The organism is Companilactobacillus metriopterae, assembly GCF_002762335.1.
In the GTDB taxonomy this organism is placed as follows: domain Bacteria; phylum Bacillota; class Bacilli; order Lactobacillales; family Lactobacillaceae; genus Companilactobacillus; species Companilactobacillus metriopterae.
In genome coordinates, this window is sequence record NZ_CP024610.1 from 1,358,899 (window position 1) to 1,376,316 (window position 17,418).

The 17,418-nt window shown below is 33.4% G+C and carries 15 protein-coding genes; 1 reads left to right on the plus strand and 14 read right to left on the minus strand.

The window, feature by feature from the left end:
- Positions 1-204: 204 nt before the first annotated feature.
- The 12 genes from CS873_RS06960 to CS873_RS07015 form a co-directional block, all read right to left on the minus strand.
- Positions 205-1,557 (minus strand): DEAD/DEAH box helicase, encoded by a 1,353-nt coding sequence (locus tag CS873_RS06960; protein WP_099975109.1) that lies wholly within the window; start codon positions 1,555-1,557, stop codon positions 205-207.
- Positions 1,558-2,514 carry a DHH family phosphoesterase gene (locus CS873_RS06965; RefSeq protein ID WP_099975110.1) on the minus strand — a complete coding sequence of 319 codons (957 nt, stop codon included), beginning with the start codon at positions 2,512-2,514 and terminating at the stop codon, positions 1,558-1,560.
- The gene (gene dinB, locus CS873_RS06970) at positions 2,514-3,686 is read right to left on the minus strand and encodes a DNA polymerase IV (protein ID WP_342743851.1); all 1,173 of its coding nucleotides are present in this window, start codon (positions 3,684-3,686) and stop codon (positions 2,514-2,516) included. Before dinB ends, CS873_RS06965 begins: the two co-directional genes overlap by 1 nt.
- Entirely contained in the window at positions 3,643-5,082 is a 1,440-nt protein-coding gene (zwf, locus tag CS873_RS06975) for a glucose-6-phosphate dehydrogenase (protein WP_099975112.1), read from the minus strand. Before zwf ends, dinB begins: the two co-directional genes overlap by 44 nt.
- Positions 5,083-5,200: 118 nt before the next feature.
- Entirely contained in the window at positions 5,201-5,608 is a 408-nt protein-coding gene (gene yajC / locus CS873_RS06980; protein WP_099975113.1) for a preprotein translocase subunit YajC, read from the minus strand.
- 70 nt (positions 5,609-5,678) lie between these two features.
- Positions 5,679-6,821: a tRNA guanosine(34) transglycosylase Tgt gene (gene tgt / locus CS873_RS06985; RefSeq protein WP_099975114.1), complete on the minus strand. Its 1,143-nt coding sequence runs from the start codon at positions 6,819-6,821 to the stop codon at positions 5,679-5,681.
- Between the two features lie 9 nt (positions 6,822-6,830).
- Positions 6,831-7,865, minus strand: coding sequence for a tRNA preQ1(34) S-adenosylmethionine ribosyltransferase-isomerase QueA (gene queA / locus CS873_RS06990; RefSeq protein ID WP_099975115.1), 1,035 nt, complete (start codon positions 7,863-7,865; stop codon positions 6,831-6,833).
- A gap of 1 nt (position 7,866) precedes the next feature.
- Positions 7,867-8,880 carry a Holliday junction branch migration DNA helicase RuvB gene (ruvB, locus tag CS873_RS06995; RefSeq protein ID WP_099975116.1) on the minus strand — a complete coding sequence of 338 codons (1,014 nt, stop codon included), beginning with the start codon at positions 8,878-8,880 and terminating at the stop codon, positions 7,867-7,869.
- Positions 8,881-8,894: 14 nt separating this feature from the next.
- Positions 8,895-9,485, minus strand: coding sequence for a Holliday junction branch migration protein RuvA (gene ruvA, locus CS873_RS07000; RefSeq protein WP_099975117.1), 591 nt, complete (start codon positions 9,483-9,485; stop codon positions 8,895-8,897).
- A 2-nt stretch (positions 9,486-9,487) separates the two neighbouring features.
- Complete coding sequence (gene mutL / locus CS873_RS07005; RefSeq protein ID WP_099975118.1) at positions 9,488-11,362, minus strand: DNA mismatch repair endonuclease MutL; 1,875 nt, start codon at positions 11,360-11,362, stop codon at positions 9,488-9,490.
- A 13-nt stretch (positions 11,363-11,375) separates the two neighbouring features.
- Complete coding sequence (mutS, locus tag CS873_RS07010; protein ID WP_099975119.1) at positions 11,376-13,931, minus strand: DNA mismatch repair protein MutS; 2,556 nt, start codon at positions 13,929-13,931, stop codon at positions 11,376-11,378.
- Positions 13,932-13,943: 12 nt separating this feature from the next.
- Complete coding sequence (locus CS873_RS07015) at positions 13,944-14,747, minus strand: TIGR00282 family metallophosphoesterase (protein ID WP_099975120.1); 804 nt, start codon at positions 14,745-14,747, stop codon at positions 13,944-13,946.
- A gap of 239 nt (positions 14,748-14,986) precedes the next feature.
- Here CS873_RS07015 and CS873_RS07020 point away from each other — a divergent pair, with 239 nt between their 5' ends.
- Positions 14,987-15,328: a hypothetical protein gene (locus CS873_RS07020; protein ID WP_099975121.1), complete on the plus strand. Its 342-nt coding sequence runs from the start codon at positions 14,987-14,989 to the stop codon at positions 15,326-15,328.
- Positions 15,329-15,372: 44 nt separating this feature from the next.
- On the opposite strand, the gene groL is transcribed toward CS873_RS07020, so the two are convergent.
- On the minus strand, positions 15,373-17,001 hold the full coding sequence (groL, locus tag CS873_RS07025) for a chaperonin GroEL (RefSeq protein ID WP_099975122.1): 1,629 nt from the start codon (positions 16,999-17,001) through the stop codon (positions 15,373-15,375).
- Between the two features lie 31 nt (positions 17,002-17,032).
- Entirely contained in the window at positions 17,033-17,320 is a 288-nt protein-coding gene (gene groES, locus CS873_RS07030; protein ID WP_099975123.1) for a co-chaperone GroES, read from the minus strand.
- Positions 17,321-17,418: the final 98 nt, after the last annotated feature.

The following is a 17,418-nucleotide window of genomic DNA, read 5'->3' on the forward strand; positions in this document are numbered from 1 at the left end:
GCGCGGTACCACCTTGATTGCAACGATTTTCGTTAGCCTCTTTATTAAATAAATCTATAATTTGATTACACTTTGAATTGGTAGCATCAAATATTCTACTATCAGGCTTTCTCAGCAGTTAGCCCTCTCTTTTGATAGCGAATCTATTTGATATATCCTTCTAAAAATATAGCGAGATATCAAGCATTTGTCAATATCATTAATTTATCTATGATTATTATTTTCTTTACGACGAACTCGATCTTGTTTAGCTTCTTGACGATTATTAATTCTTGTCTTTCTCTTACGTTCAGTAGTAATAGCTTGTTTGATTTTCTTTTTATAACCAGGCTTTTTCTTGTTTTTTTGCTTTTTAACAAAACCAACAAGTTTTGGCTCTAGTTTTTCTTGTGATGCATTACGATTTTGACGTCGATCACGTTCTTGAACATCAACAATTTCATCTTTTCGCAAATCCTTAGGTGCAAACATGATGCCTAATTTTTCAATAGCATCGATCTTATTTTCTTCACCTGGACGGTAAAGTGTAATTGCAATACCGCTTAACTTATTACGACCAGTACGTCCTACACGATGAATAAAGAAGTCCAAATCATCTGGTATTTCAGCATTAATTACATGTGAAATACCTGTTATATCAATACCACGTGCAGCTAAATCAGTAGCCACAACATATTGGTATTCCATATTTTCAATTTGCTTCATAACACGTTTACGTTCTCTAGGTGTTAATCCACCATGAATTTTTGCAACTTTTAACCCTTGACCACGCAAATAACTATGAATATCATCTACAGAGCTTTTGGTATTAGCAAATATCAAAGCAAGATATGGAGATCCTATTGTTAATAATTGATATATTAATTTATTTTTGTCTTTACCTTTTGTTGATATCAACCAATTTTCAACATTTTTTGCAGTAACTGAACCAGTTTTAATCTCAACTTTTTTAGGAGCATTCATATATTTCTTTAAAAATGGCTCTAACTTTTGAGGAATAGTAGCAGAGAAGACCATCATTTCTACTGTATCCGGCATCTTTGAAGAAATATGTTCTACATCATCTAAGAATCCCATGTCCAAAGTCATATCGGCTTCATCAACTACAAATCTAGAGGCAGTATCAACTCTTAGATAGTTATCTCTTATAAGATCCCAGATTCTACCTGGTGTACCAATAACAATTTGTGGTTGTGATGATGATAATTTTTTCTTTTGGCGATCACGATCTGCCCCACCTACAAAAATAGAAGCTTGATATTCTGAAGAAAAATTCTTCAAAATATCTTTTGTATCGTTATAAATTTGATAGGCTAATTCTCTACTTGGAGTAGCAATAACAGTCTGAACTTGTTGATCAGGTGTTATAGCGTTCATTATTGGTAATAAGAAAGCATGCGTCTTACCAGAACCAGTTTCTGACTGGACTATAATATCTTTCCTTTTATTAATCAATGAAATAACCGCTTCTTGAACCTCAGTTGGTTCATCAAATCCGATATCTTTCAGTGATTCGTTAATTTCATCACGGAAATTATACTGTGAAAATTTTGTCATTTATTTTTCCTTTAATTTGTATTCGTTAACTGCAGCAATCAATTCCTTGAAAATTTGGTCAATTTCATTTCGATCCTTAGCATTTGCTCCACTAGCAAGTGGGTGACCACCGCCATCATGTAGTTTAGCAATTTCATTTATCACAGGTCCTTGCGAACGGAAATGCATTCTAAAAGTTCCATCATCTTTCTCGACAGCTTCAACCCAACTAGTTACTTCTTTTAGTCTTCCTGGTGTTGAAACAGCTGAGTTAGCTTGTTCCTGATTTAGACCAATTTTTGACATCATTTCTTTATCAATGATAACAAGTGCTGCTCCACTTGGATCGATTTTAATTACATTGAAAACCTCACTTTGAAGTTTGGCTTGGGCCAAGGTAATCTCATTCATTTTTTGATTAATAGAACTTGTATCTAGTCCCAAATCTAAGAATTTACCTGCAGTTTGTAAGGTATGTGAAGTAGTTGCTGGATATAGGAATCTACCTGTATCCCCAACTATACCTGCGTATAGATAGTAAGCTATTTCTTTGGATAACTTCATTTCATCAGAACTTTCAATTAAATCAGAAATAATTTCAGAACTAGAGCTTGCCCCATCATCAACGTATAGCATATCACCATATGAATCATCATTTGGGTGATGATCTATTTTAATTAAAAAATCACCGTTGTTAAAACGATCGTCATCAACTCTTGGTTGGTTAGCTGTATCTGTCACAATAACTAAACTACCTTCAAAATCGCTGCCTTTGATATCTTGCATTTCTGATAACCAAATTAAGCCCTTGGAGTTCTGTCCACCGATCAAAACTTCCTTATCTGGATATGCTTGGCGAATAGCAACTGCTAACCCTCCCTGTGATCCTAGTGCATCAGGATCCGGATTCTGATGTCTCAAAATTATAATTTTTTGATATTTCTTGATTGTATTGTCTATTTCTTGAAATGTATTCATTAGTTATCCTCTTTCGAAAACAAATTTAATGACAACTCTTCAAATGATAATGAATCAAGATTTGTCAAAGTTATCCCTAGCAAACGAATTTTTTTATCTACAATGTCTAATTTATCATATATCTCTAGTGCAATTCTATAAATATCGTCTTGCTCGTAAATATAATCTTGAAATGTCATTCTTTTGGTAGTCGTTTCAAATTGATCATCACGAACTTTTAAAACAATTGTTTTGCCGTGAAGTCTTTTTTTAGACAAATCAGCGCTTACCATCTCAGATATCCGTTTCAACTCCTTAAATATCTGTTCATCAGTTACCAAATTTTGTGTGAAAGTTCTTTCACGTCCTATGGATTTTCGTTCTCGTAAATTATTAACGGGTGCTTCATCAATTCCGTTAATTCTCCGATACATGATATAGCCCATTTTACCGAAAGTATTAAGGAATTTGTCCTGTGATAAATCCTGTAAATCAGCACCTGTATACACATCCATCGAATGCAATTTTTCCTGCATAACTTTTCCAATACCATTAAACTTTTCAATGGGAATATTACTCATAAACTCCAGTGCATATTCTTTCAAAACGATTGTTCTACCAAATGGTTTTCGGTATCCTGACGCAATTTTAGCTAAAAATTTATTGTAAGAAATGCCTACTGAAGATGTTAATCCAGTCTCTTTTAGAATTCTTTGTTGTATATAATTAGCTATTTTAATTGTGTTTGTTTCATCCAACTTATTTTCAGTAACATCTAGATATGCTTCATCTAGAGCGACAGATTCATAAACATCAGTAACATCCAAAAATATATCGTGAATTTGCTGCGAAACTTCTTGATATAAAGTAAAGTTTGGATCTTTCAATACTAATTCACTAGAAGGTATTAAATCTAAGGCTTTTTGAGCTGGCATAGCAGAATGGACACCATATTTTCTAGCGTTATAGTTAGCAGTTGTAACAACACCATGATGATTATGTTTCCTAGGATCAGGTGCAACCACAAGTGCCTTCTTTTTATATTGAGGATTCTCTCTTTCTTCTACAGACGCGAAAAAAGCATCCATGTCAACATGGATGACTTTTCTCGATGAATCTATTTTAGTTGGTATTTTTAAAAATGTAATATTACCACACCCATTTATTATTATCTTGTGCCAATAGTAGATCAGACAACGCTGGTCCTCTGGTCATACTTAAATAGTTAGGGAAATCAGGTTCTTCACTATCCCATTTTTGACGAATAACATCAATATATTTCCAAGTACTTTGTAATTCATTCCAGAAAGTGAAGTTAACTTTGTTTCCTGAAAGAATATCAATGATTAAACTTTCGTATGCTTCACGAGCATTATCAAAGTAATCAGCTTGTTCCGGGAATTTGATCAAGTTTTGATCACCTTCTAAGTAATCTTTTCCATTAACCTGTATATTTGATCCTTCACTAGGTTCAATGTATAAGGTTACTACTGTATTAGCATCAATTCCAAATTCAGTTACTTTTTCATTGAAAACAATATCAATACGAGAAGACTTATCAACTAGTCTCTTACCTGATCTAACGTAGAACGGTACGTTTTCCCAACGATCAATAGCAAATTCCATTTTACCAGCAGCATATGTATCAATATTTGAATTAGGATCAACATTGTCTTCTTGACGATATGCCTTCATTTGACCTTTTTCATCAGTATCATATTGTCCACGAATGAAATTATCATCAACCGTCTCGGGAGTTAATATTTTCAAACTAGCAAATAATTCATTCTTTAATTCATGAACTTCACTATCCTTTTTAATTTCAGGATGATTAACTGCAAGTGAACCAATGATTTGCATTATATGATTTTGAACCATATCACGTAGAACACCAGATGTTTCGTAGTAGCCTCCACGTTCTTCAACACCTAATGATTCAGCTAATGTAACTTGGATATTTGACACATACTTATTATTCAAAATTTTCTCAAAAGTGGTGTTTTTCTCACGAATATTAGCTATTTCTTGAACCATCTTTTTACCAAGATAGTGGTCTATACGATAAATTTCTTCTTCAGTAAATGCTTGAGAGATATCGTTATTTAGCTCTTCAGCACTTGCGTAGTCACGACCAAATGGTTTTTCAATAACAAGACGATTGAATCCTTCTGTCTTCAACCCTTCACTATTGATATGTTCAGCAACCGTTCCAAAGAATCTAGGTGCAATTGCCATGTAGTAAACTCGGTTACTATTTGTTTCAAATTGCTCATCTAAACTAGCTGCTAGCTCTTTTAGAGCTATATAATGTGCAGCATCATTAACATCATGTGACATATAGAAGAAGTGCTTAACAAATTCAGAAATATCATTTGAATTGATATTTCCAATTTCGTTATTTAATGATTCTTCTATAGTTTCACGGAAATAATCGTCAGTCCAAGGTCTTCTAGCTGTTCCAATAACAGCAAAATGATCTTTCAAGTATCCTGATTTATAAAGTCTAAATAGTGCAGGGTAAAGCTTACGATGTGCCAAATCACCTGACGCACCAAAGATAATAAAAACAGCTGATTTTTCTTCTGACATTACTAAACTCCTTTTATTCTAATAAGAATATTTTACTGCATTATCGCACAATAAATACTAAATTATAACTATTTAAACTAAAAAAGATTGAAACATATTTATGTTTCAATCTTTGTTACTATTTATTATCTGAATCTTCTTTTTTATCTTCTGTAGCATCTTCAGTTTCTTCTGAAGTTTTTGGTTTTGCATATCGGTCATCGTTTGCTGATGATGAAGGAGTTGTATTAGCAGCTATATGACGAATAGCATTCATATCAAATGTTAGATAAATTCCATCACAATCAAGAACAACTTCCTTTTTATCGTTATTTACTTTATCAATTACACCTTTAAGTCCACTAACAGTTACAACTCTATCACCAGGTTTCATTTGAGAAATCATTTCTTGACGCTTTTGTTGATTCTTCTTTTGTGGTCTCATAATTAGGAAATACATACCAATAAGTAAAATTGCTAAAATTATTAGTGTTGTATATTGACTACTACCATTGTTTTTTTGTGCAAGTAATACTAAGTTAGACAATTTGTTCACCTCATATATTTGATACCTTATAGGATATCAAAGTATTTATTATTTGTAACTAAATAACTTCTTAAAAATTGCGGGCATTTGCTTGATTAAATCCATAATCTTCAAATACAGATTCTCTAAATTCTAACAAATTATCATCTCTGATTGCCTGACGAACACCCTTCATCAAGTTAAGTAGGAAATAAAGATTGTGATAACTAGTTAGATGTATTCCAAATAATTCATCTGCATTTATCAAATGACGGATATAAGCACGACTATAGTTTCGACATGTATAACATTGACAATTTTCATCAATTGGTCGGAAATCACGAGCGTACTTACTATTTTTTACAACCAGACGTCCCTTACTTGTCATACAAGTTCCGTTACGAGCAATTCTTGTTGGAAGAACACAATCAAACATATCAATTCCACGAATAACACCATCTATCAATGAATCTGCTGTACCAACCCCCATTAGGTAACGAGGTTTATTTTCAGGCAACATTGGTGTTGTAAAATCTAGAACATTGTTCATCTCTTCTTTAGATTCGCCAACTGATAATCCACCGATTGAATATCCTGGAAAATCCATACTAACAAGATCTTGAGCACTTTGTCTTCTCAAATCTTCAAATCCAGCACCTTGAACTATTCCAAACAGTCCTTGAGTTTCTGGATTTCTGTGAGCTCTCAATCCTCTTTCAGCCCATCTAGATGTTCTAGCCACTGATTGTTTAATATATTCATAGCTTTCATCAAATGGTGGACATTCGTCCAGACTCATCATAATATCTGGACCCAAATCATTTTCAATTTGAATTGCTTTTTCAGGTGATAAAAATTCACGTTGACCATTCAAATGATTTTTGAAATGTACTCCTGCCTCTGTAATGTCTCGACTGTTAGCAAGTGAGAATACCTGAAAACCACCCGAATCAGTTAAAATACCTTTGTCCCAATTCATAAATTTATGAAGACCACCGGCTTCTTTGACAATATCTTCACCAGGTCTTAGCCATAGATGATAAGTATTAGAAAGAATTATTGAAGCACCCATGGTATCTAAATCTTCAGGAGCTATGTTTTTGACTGTTGCTTCTGTTCCAACTGGCATAAACATAGGTGTCTCAAAAGTACCATGAGGAGTCTCTAGAAGACCTAATCTAGCACCAGTATGCTTCTCTTTTTTTAATAATGTATATTTAATTGCAGGTTCCATAGTTCTCCTTTATTTGACAAACATTGCATCTCCAAAACTGAAGAAACGATATTTTTCATCGATTGCATGTTGATAAGCGTTTAAAATATTTTCACGACCTGTAAAGGCAGCCACTAGCATAACAAGTGTTGACTTAGGTAAGTGGAAGTTGGTGATAAATTCGTCGACAACTTTCCATTCATATCCTGGGTTGATAAATATATCAGTCCAACCACTATCAGCTTTAATTTCACCGTTATATTTTGTACCAATTGTTTCTAATGTGCGAATTGAAGTTGTTCCTGTAGCGATTATTTTACCACCGTTAGTTTTTACTTCATTTAAAGTCTTTGCAGCATCTTCATCTAGTCTATAGAATTCTGAATGCATAACATGCTTATTAATATCTGATTCACTAACCGGTCTAAAAGTTCCTAAACCTACATGTAATGTTAAGTATACTAATTTAATTCCTTTTTCTTCTACTTTTTTTAATAAATCCTCAGTCCAGTGAAGTCCTGCAGTTGGTGCTGCAGCTGACCCATTTTCTTTTGCGTAAACTGTCTGATATCTATCAGGATCATCCAGCTTTTCTTTGATATATGGTGGTAAAGGCATTTCACCTAGTGATTCAATAATTTCTAAGAAAATACCTTCATAGTGAAATTCAATAATTTTTCCACCATGTTCCAACTCTTCTAAAACTTCAGCTTCAAGTTTGCCATCACCAAAAGATACCTTAGTTCCAACTGGGGCTTTCTTAGCTGGTTTCATCAAAACTTCCCACTTGTCACCTTCGATATTATTCAAAAGCAAAACTTCTAAGTGAGCATGTGTATCTTCTTTAACACCGTATAAACGTGCCGGTAAAACACGTGAATTATTCATTACTAGAGCATCTCCAGGATTCATATAATCCAAAATATCATAAAAATGCTTGTCTTCGTATTCACCAGTTTTGTGGTCTAAAACTAGCATTCTTGAGTGATCACGATCTAATATAGGTGTTTGAGCTATTAATTCTTCTGGTAAATTATAATCAAAATCTTCAGTTGTTAATGTCATACTAATTCTCCTCTTTTGGATATGGGAATCCCATATGTTGATATCCTTTAGGCGTTACAACTCGTCCTCTTGCTGTACGTTTCAAAAATCCTTGTTGCATTAGATAAGGTTCATATACCGATTCAATTGTTTCCTGATCTTCTCCAATATTTGCAGCAATAACTTTTATTCCTACGGGTCCACCGTTATAAATTTCTATCATCATTGATAAAATTCTACGATCAACTTGATCCAATCCAGCTTCATCGACTTGAAGTTGATCAAGTGCAGATTTAGCTATCTTGTAATCAATCATCGATTGATCTGCTACTTGAGCAAAATCGCGTACCCTTTTTAACAATCGATTGGCAATTCTTGGAGTTCCACGTGATCTTCGTGCAAGTTCATGTGCACCATCTTCATCAACTGCTATATCTAATACATTTGAAGATCTTTTAACAATACTTGCTAATTCTTTTTCAGAATAGTATTCCATGTGTTCAACGATTCCAAAACGGTCTCTTAGTGGTGCAGATAATTTACCTGCTGTAGTCGTTGCACCTATTAATGTATACGGTGCGAGCTCATGATGTAGTGATCTAGATTCGCTACCTTGGCCAACTATTATATCGATATAAAAATCTTCCATAGCTGAATAGAGAACTTCTTCCACATTCTTCGGCATGCGATGAATTTCATCGATAAATAGAATATCCCCAGGATTTAACTCATCTAAAACGGCAACCAAATCTCCAGATTTTTCAATTGATGGTCCAGTGGTTGTATGAATGTCCACTCCCATCTCATTTGCAATAATCATTGCAAGTGTAGTCTTACCCAAACCAGGAGGACCATACAATAGAGTATGGTCAAGTGTCTGTTCTCTCTGCTTAGCAGCTTGGATAAATATATCTAACTCTTTTTTTACTTTGTCTTGACCTAGATACTGATCAAATGAACTTGGACGTAATGTAAACTCAGATCTTTGTTCATCGTCGTCAATTATGTTCTGATCAGTTACAAAATCATCATCCATTTTGCTCTCCTTTGTTATTTAGTAAGTAATTTTAGACCTGCACGAAGATACTCATCCGCTGATTTTAAGTTCTCTATTTTAAGTTGTTCTTTTACTTTTTTGACTTCTTTAGCTGAATAACCAAGTGATTCCAAAGCAGCTAACCCATCTCTTAATTCTTCAGATAAATCTTCTGTTTGAACAGGAATAAAGTCAATTGATAATTGTTTAGATACGCCAACTTTACCAGATAAATCCAAAATAATTTGTTGTGCTGTTTTCTTTCCAATCTTAGGGAACTTGGTCAAAAATTTAGCATCGTTGTTTTCAATTGCAGTAATCAATCCGTTAACATCTTGACTAGCTAAAATTGCCAAAGCACTTTTTGGTCCTATTCCAGAAACACTTATAAGATCTAAGAATATTTTTTTCTCATTCAGATCATAAAAACCATAAAGTGCCTGCTCATTTTCTCTAACAATTTGTTCAACAAAAACTTGTGCTACTTGATCTACTTCATAACGATACGGATTAGAAACATTTATCTTATAACCCACTCCATTAACATCAACAACTATATATGAAGGATTAATTATAGAAATTTTACCAGTTAAATATTCAAACATATCTATTCACTTTCTCTTGTGTCATGAGAATCTTGAATTCTCTTGAACATTTTTTCTAAATCTTTATCACTAAATTCTACCAAAACAGGTCTACCATGTGGGCAATTATATGGATTTTTTGCTTTAGATAATTTTTCTAGTAAATATCTTGCTTGCTTTTCATCTAAATGTTGATTAGCTTTAATAGCTCTTTTACAACTCATCATAATTGCATTTTTTTCTAGATAATCTGCAAGAGTTATATTTTTGTCATTTAATACATAATCAATCATTTCTCTAATTGTCGATTCTTCTTGTCCCTTAACAAACCAAGTTGGATGAGAATTAACTACAAAACTATTTTGACCAAATTCTTCTAAATATAGTCCTAAACTGTTCAACAAATCCATTCTTTCTTTAATCAGAATACTTTCTGTATTTTGATAGTCCAAAACTATGGGCACCAATAGAGGTTGTTGTGAATGGTCAACCTTTGCAATCTCTTCACGATAAAATTCATAATTAACACGTTCTTGTGCAGCATGTTGATCCACAAAGTAAATTGACTTCTCTGTATCTGCTATTAGATATGTACCATGTGCTTGACCAACATAACGTAACTCTGGAAAAGTTGAAATTTCAGATGTATTAACTTCATCTTCATTTTGAAGTCTTTCATCCCACTCTTTTAACTTATCCGGATTTTCAAAAATTGATTTTTCTGAAGCTCCATTATCAAATGAGTATTCACTAGATGGAGTTTCCATCGGAATATCTTTAATTTCTGGCTCAGATATTTGTTCAATTGCAGAAATTTCATCAAAACTAATTTGTTCAGAATGTTGCTTAAATATTGGTTTATTCGTATTGAGATTTGTACGATTAAGGTTTGTTAGTGCATCAGGAATTAAATTTTCTTTCCCCAAGGCATTTTCAATACCAGCTCTGATCATTTCAGCAATGTGACCTTCATTGGTCAATCTTACTTCTTGCTTAGTTGGATGAACATTAATATCTACTAGTGATGGGGCTAAATCTATTTTTATAATTGCAATTGGAAATCTTCCAATCATTAGTTTAGATCCATAGCCTTTTATAATAGCGTTATTTAAAGCATAATTTTTTATATAACGACCATTCAAAATAATTGAAATGTATGAGCGATTTGACCTAGTAACTTCTGGTTTAGAAAAATAACCACTTATTTGATAATCATCATCAGAATTTTCAAACTTTAATAAACTACTTGCAATTGTTCTGCCGTATATACCTGATATAGTTTGTGGCAGGTTACTATTTCCTGAAGTCCAAATCAAATCTTTACCGTTATTTATCAATCTAATTGATAATTCCGGATGACCGATAGCAATTCTATCAACAATATCAACGATTTTATTTAATTCAGTCTGTAATGATTTAACATATTTCAATCGTGCGGGGGTATTAAAGAACAGATCCCTTACTTTAACAGTAGTTCCTTGTGGTCTAGCTGAAGTTTCTCTTGATAGTAATTCATTACCTTCAAAATTTGCTTTAACAGCTGATAACCCATCGTCACTGGTAATCATTTCAACTTTTGATACTGAAGCTATACTAGCTAGCGCTTCACCACGAAAACCAAGGGTAGAAATATTAAATAAATCGTGATTATCACTTATTTTACTTGTAGAGTGAGGTTGAAAAGCATTTTCTACATCATCTGATGCAATACCAGTTCCATTGTCATTAATTTCAATTAACTTTAAACCAGCATCTTCGACCGTTATAATAATTTGATCTGCTTGAGCATCAATGGAATTTTCTAATAATTCTTTAACTACAGAAGAAGGTCTTTCAATAACTTCTCCAGCCGCTATCTGATTACTCAATTCAACTGGTAACTGATGTATTTTGCCCAAATGACTCACCTCTCTATCTTATAGATTTTTGCCACTTATAGAGCAAGTTCATAGCTTCCATAGGTGTCATATCCATCAAATCTTGATTTCTAATATCAGTTAAAACTTCATTTTCATCATCGTTAGGTTCAAATAATGATAACTGTGATTCTTCTATTTTTAATTCTGGAGTATCATTAGATACTTCAACATGTTTTTCTTGGTTCTCTAAATTAATTAAAATACTGTCTGCTCTTTTCAAAACTTGAGTTGGCAATCCTGCAAGCTTTGCGACATGAATACCATATGATTTATCAGCAGGACCAGGTAATACCTTGTGTAGAAAGACTAGAGTTCCATTTTCTTCTGAAGCATCAACATGAACATTCTTTACACCTGGTAATTCTTCTGTTAACTCAGTTAGTTCATGATAATGCGTAGAAAACATAGTTATTGCATGAACGTTTTTGACAATGTATTCGATAATAGATTGTGCAAGTGCCATACCATCATAAGTTGCTGTTCCACGTCCTATTTCATCAAAAATTATCAAACTATGTTCTGTTGCATTTTTAAGGGCGTCGTTTGCTTCTCTCATCTCAACCATGAAAGTACTATCACCTGAAATAAGATCATCTGCAGCACCAATTCTAGTGAAGATACGATCAAATATAGGCATGTCAGCTTTTTCCGCAGGTATGTAACAACCAATTTGTGCCATCACAACAGAAAGAGCTAGTTGACGCATGTATGTACTCTTACCAGACATATTGGGACCAGTAATAAGTGCAACATCTGTTTTTTCATCAAATTCAACATCATTAGGAATATAACTATTATTAGACAAAACTTTTTCGACTACTGGATGTCGTCCATCAACAATATTCAAAGTTCTTTTATCGACAAAATTTGGCTTAGTATAATGGTAGTTTTCACTAACTACGGCAAAGCTCTGTAGGACATCCAATCTAGAAATAATAGTTGCTAGTTCTTGAATACGGCGTATTTCTTTTTTGATTGTTTGTCTAATTCCGTCAAATAATTCATATTCTAGAGCTTGAGATTTATCATCAGCTTCTAAAATAAGAGTTTCTTTTTCTTTAAGTTCAGGAGTAATGTAGCGTTCTGCGTTGGTTAAAGTTTGCTTTCTTTGATAGCGATCTTCAGGAACCTTGCCTACGTTACCCTTAGAAACTTCAATATAGTATCCAAATACTTTATTATATCCAACCTTTAGATTACTAATTCCAGTTACTTCTTGTTCCTTTTTTAATAACTGGGCAATCCAATTTTTTCCATTTTTTGAAGCGTCAATATACTCATCTAGCTGATCATTGTAACCTGTTTTAATCAAACCTCCGGAAGTTACTGATATCGGAGGATCATCAACAATTGCATCATCGATAATACCGTATATATCATCACAGGCATCGATAGCATCGACCTCTCTTGTTAATGCCTCATCACCTATGTCTAATAGAATTTCTTTAATCTTAGGTATTTGTTCCAAAGAAGATTTAAGTTGTATCAAATCTCGCCCATTAACTGTTCCATATGCAACACGCCCAGCTAATCTCTCTAAATCATATACTTTAGTCAAATAGTCTTGTAACGAAGATCTTTGGAAAAAATTATCCAAGAATAATTGCAAAATATGTTGACGATCTAATAATTCATTTTTATCAACTAATGGTCTGGAAATCCACTGTTTCAAAAGTCTGCCACCCATAGCAGTTTGAGTTTCATCAAGTAACCAAAGAAGTGTACCTGATTTTTTGTTAGTACGGATATTTTTAAATAATTCCAAATTACTTTGGACATTATAATCCATCTGTAAATATGATGATGGTTTGTAGGATTGTGCGGGTTTCAAATGATCCAATGCACGTAATTGTGTCTCTTGAAAATAATTTATCAATATCTGAACAGTATTTATTTGCAGCTCTTCAGTCAAATTGTCAAAGTTATAATCTAGATTTTCATCATTATCCTTAGCAGTTGAAATTAATATGCCACGCTTAATAATAGGTTCTTGATATTTAAGCGCGAAAGTATTTGAAACAATAGTTTCTCTTGTATTTAAATTTTGTAACTCATTTACTAATTCGTCATATGAATCAAATGATGTAACCTTAACCTCACCAGTAGATAGGTCAGCATAAGCTAGTCCAAAACGCTGCTTTTGATTTGTAACAGCAGTTATGTAGTTATTTTCATTGGAATTATTAGCAGACTCGTCCATAATAGTTCCCGGCGTTACAACTCTGGTAATGCCACGTTTAACCATTCCATCTGCCATACTAGGATCCTCTAGTTGATCACAGATAGCTACTTTGTAACCTTTTTCAATAAGTGTATCGATATATCCTTGTACAGCATGATGAGGTACACCACACATTGGAATATTGTTATCAGAGTTCTTATTTCTAGATGTTAATGTTAGTTCCAATATTTGAGATGCCTTAACAGCATCTTCGTAGAACATTTCATAGAAATCACCTACACGATACATCAAAAAAGCGTCGGGATAATTTTTTTTCATCTCGACGTATTGTTGCATCATAGGTGTTTCTTTATTTTTTTGTGGCATATCTTTCCTCCACTAATTTAAGTATCTTTGATTATCTGGTGTTATGACATAATTTTGAATTGAAGTAGCACAATTATTACTATCGTTAACATTAATTACACAAAAATTTATCTGCATTCTACCGTCTTCGTCTACTAGAAATCTCTCAGGTCGTTGAGTCAAAAAACGATTGATAACTGGTTCTTTTTTAACTCCCAAAATTCCATCATATGAACCTGTCATCCCTACATCGGTAAGATACGCGGTAGTCTTGTTAATTACTTGTGCATCATTTGTCTGTACATGAGTGTGCGTACCAACCACAGCAGAAACACGACCTTCCAAATAGCGACCCATAGCAATCTTCTCACTAGTTGTCTCAGCGTGCATGTCTACAAATTTGATCGAATCATCATCCAAATTTTTTAGCAAATTATCTACTTCTAAAAAAGGGTTGTCCAATGGTTGCATCAAAGCAGTACCTTGTAAATCGATGACGTATACCTTTTTTTGATTAATATTTAAGCTTAAGTAGCCTTGGCCAGGAACGTTGTCACCTGGAAAATTGTAAGGGCGGACCATATTTTTATCTTTGTTATTAATAAATTCTAGAACCTCACGACGATCCCAAACATGATTACCACCTGTAACAACATCAGCACCTGAATGCAAAATTTGTTGGAATGTATCTTCACTAATACCCTTACCATTCAAAGAATTCTCACCATTAACGATAGTTAACTGTGGTTTTACTTTTCTTTTTATTTGAGGTAAATATTCGTCCAAAGATTTTAACCCGATATTACCTACTACGTCGCCAACAAATAGAATTTTCATTATGTACTTCTCCAATAAAGCTACTTATAGTATATACTTTATCTATTATATAAAATATTTTAGTCAAAAGGGTATTTTATGAAAAATAAAAATAGTACTTCTTACTTTATTTTTGATAATCTAAAAATCTTATTTGGAATGAAATAAGCTAAAATCAGTTCAAATAAAAAATATTTTGTATATTTATTTTAATGTATAATGTAAATTATTATAATAATATTTCCTGGGGGGGTTACATTATGAAAAATAAAACCATTAGTTATTATGTTTTACCAGTAGCATTAATTATTGTTTATCTTACTTCCATGATCTACTTCAATCTATTTGATAACTTTAGTAACTGGACTATTATATATCCATCTGTCATAATCCTTGAAGTCGCATTATTAATGCCTCTAATGAGAGTGACCAGTCAAAAGAACAGTATTATTAGAATACTAAACTTTACTGGAATTGTATTAGCTTTAGCTTTCCTAGTTGTCTTTCTTATAACAGGTACTAAGATTGCACTAGGTTTGGGATTACTATTTTCAACATTAATAATAATGGACAGTTTAATTATTTCGATTTTCAAAAAATAAAAACACTTCAGAGTTTATTCTGAAGTGTTTTTTATTTTATTAAATTACATCATTGGTCCCATACCAGCACCTGGTGCTTGCATTGGATCGGCTGAATCATTTGGTTCTGTCTTATCAGCAACAACTGCTTCTGTTGTTAATAATAGTGCTGATACACTGGCTGCGTTTTGAAGTGCAGATCTTGTAACTTTAGTTGGATCGATAATACCTGATTCAATCATGTTTACCCATTCACCGGTAGCAGCATTGTATCCAACTTCATTTTCTTGTTGTCTCAATCTTTCAACAATTACTGATCCTTCAAGACCAGCATTTTCAGCAATTTGACGTAGTGGTTCTTCAAGGGCACGAACAACTATGTTAATTCCTGTTTGAACATCTCCCTCTCCTTTGACAGAGCTAACACCTGAGATAATGTTCATCAATGCTGTTCCACCACCAGCAACGTATCCTTCTTCAACAGCGGCACGTGTGGCATTTAGTGCATCTTCAATTCTATATTTACGTTCTTTTAATTCTGTTTCTGTTGCGGCACCAACTTTGATTACAGCAACACCACCAGCTAATTTTGCAAGACGTTCTTGCATTTTTTCACGATCAAAGTCTGATGTTGTTTCTTCAACTTGCTTCTTAATTGTTTCAACACGTTCTGAAATTTGTGTTGCGTCTCCAGAACCTTCGACAATAGTTGTATTATCTTTTGTAACTGTAATACGACCAGCTTGTCCAAGTTGTTCTAGTGTTGTGTCTTTCAATTCAAGACCCAAGTCACTTGTAATAACTGTACCACCAGTTAGGATTGCAATATCTTGTAGTTGTTCCTTACGACGATCACCAAATCCTGGAGCTTTGACAGCTACAACATTGAATGTTCCACGAATCTTATTCAATACAAGTGTTGGCAAGGCTTCACCATCAATATCATCGGCAATAATCAAAAGTGATTTTCCTTGTTGAACAATTTCTTGTAACATTGGCAAGATATCTTGGATATTTGAAATTTTCTTATCTGTAATCAATACATATGGATTTTCTAGATCAGCTTGCATTTTATCGTTATCAGTTACCATGTATTGTGACAAGTACCCACGATCAAATTGCATACCTTCTACAACATCAAGTGTTGTATCGATTCCTTTTGATTCTTCAATTGTGATAACACCATCATTACCAACTTTTTCCATTGCATCAGCGATTAAATCACCGATTTCTTCACTTGCTGAAGAAACTGAAGCAACTTGAGCAATATCTTTCTTACCAGCAACCTTGTGTGAAATCTTGCTTAACTCTTCAACACCTGCTTTAGTTGCCATTTCGATACCATTACGGATACCTACTGGGTTAGCTCCTGCAGTCACGTTCTTCATACCTTCATTAAGTAATGCTTGGGCAAGAACTGTAGCTGTTGTTGTACCATCACCAGCGATATCATTTGTTTTTGAAGAAACTTCAGCAACTAATTTTGCTCCCATATCTTCAAAGTGATCTTCTAGTTCGATACTTTTTGCAATTGTAACACCATCATTTGTAATTTCAGGTGAACCATATGATTTTTCAATAACAACATTACGACCCTTTGGTCCAATTGTAGTTTTAACAGTATCCGCTAATTTATTAACACCGTCCATCATCTTTGAACGTGCGTCTTCTGAAAATTTAATTTCCTTTGCCATTTCACAAATCCTCTTTTAGTATTAGTATTTTTTATTTTTCAACGATTGCCATAATATCTTTTTCGTGAAGAATTAGGTATTTTTGATCATCAAATGTAACTTCTGATCCTGCATATTTATCGAATAAAACCTTATCTCCATTTTTAACTGTTAAAGCAACTTTTGTTCCGTTATCAGAAACTAGTCCTTCACCAACAGCAATAACTTCGGCAGTTTGAGGTTTTTCTTTTGCGTTATTAGCTAGAACAATACCTCCGACAGTCTTTTCTTCTTCTTGATCGACTGATACAATAACTCTATCTCCAAGTGGTTTTAACAATTTTAATACCTCCAGATTTTATGATATCTTTTTTAGCACTCTCAAGTTCAATGTGCTAATCACAATTTTTATGATATCATTTTACAGATAAGATTCAA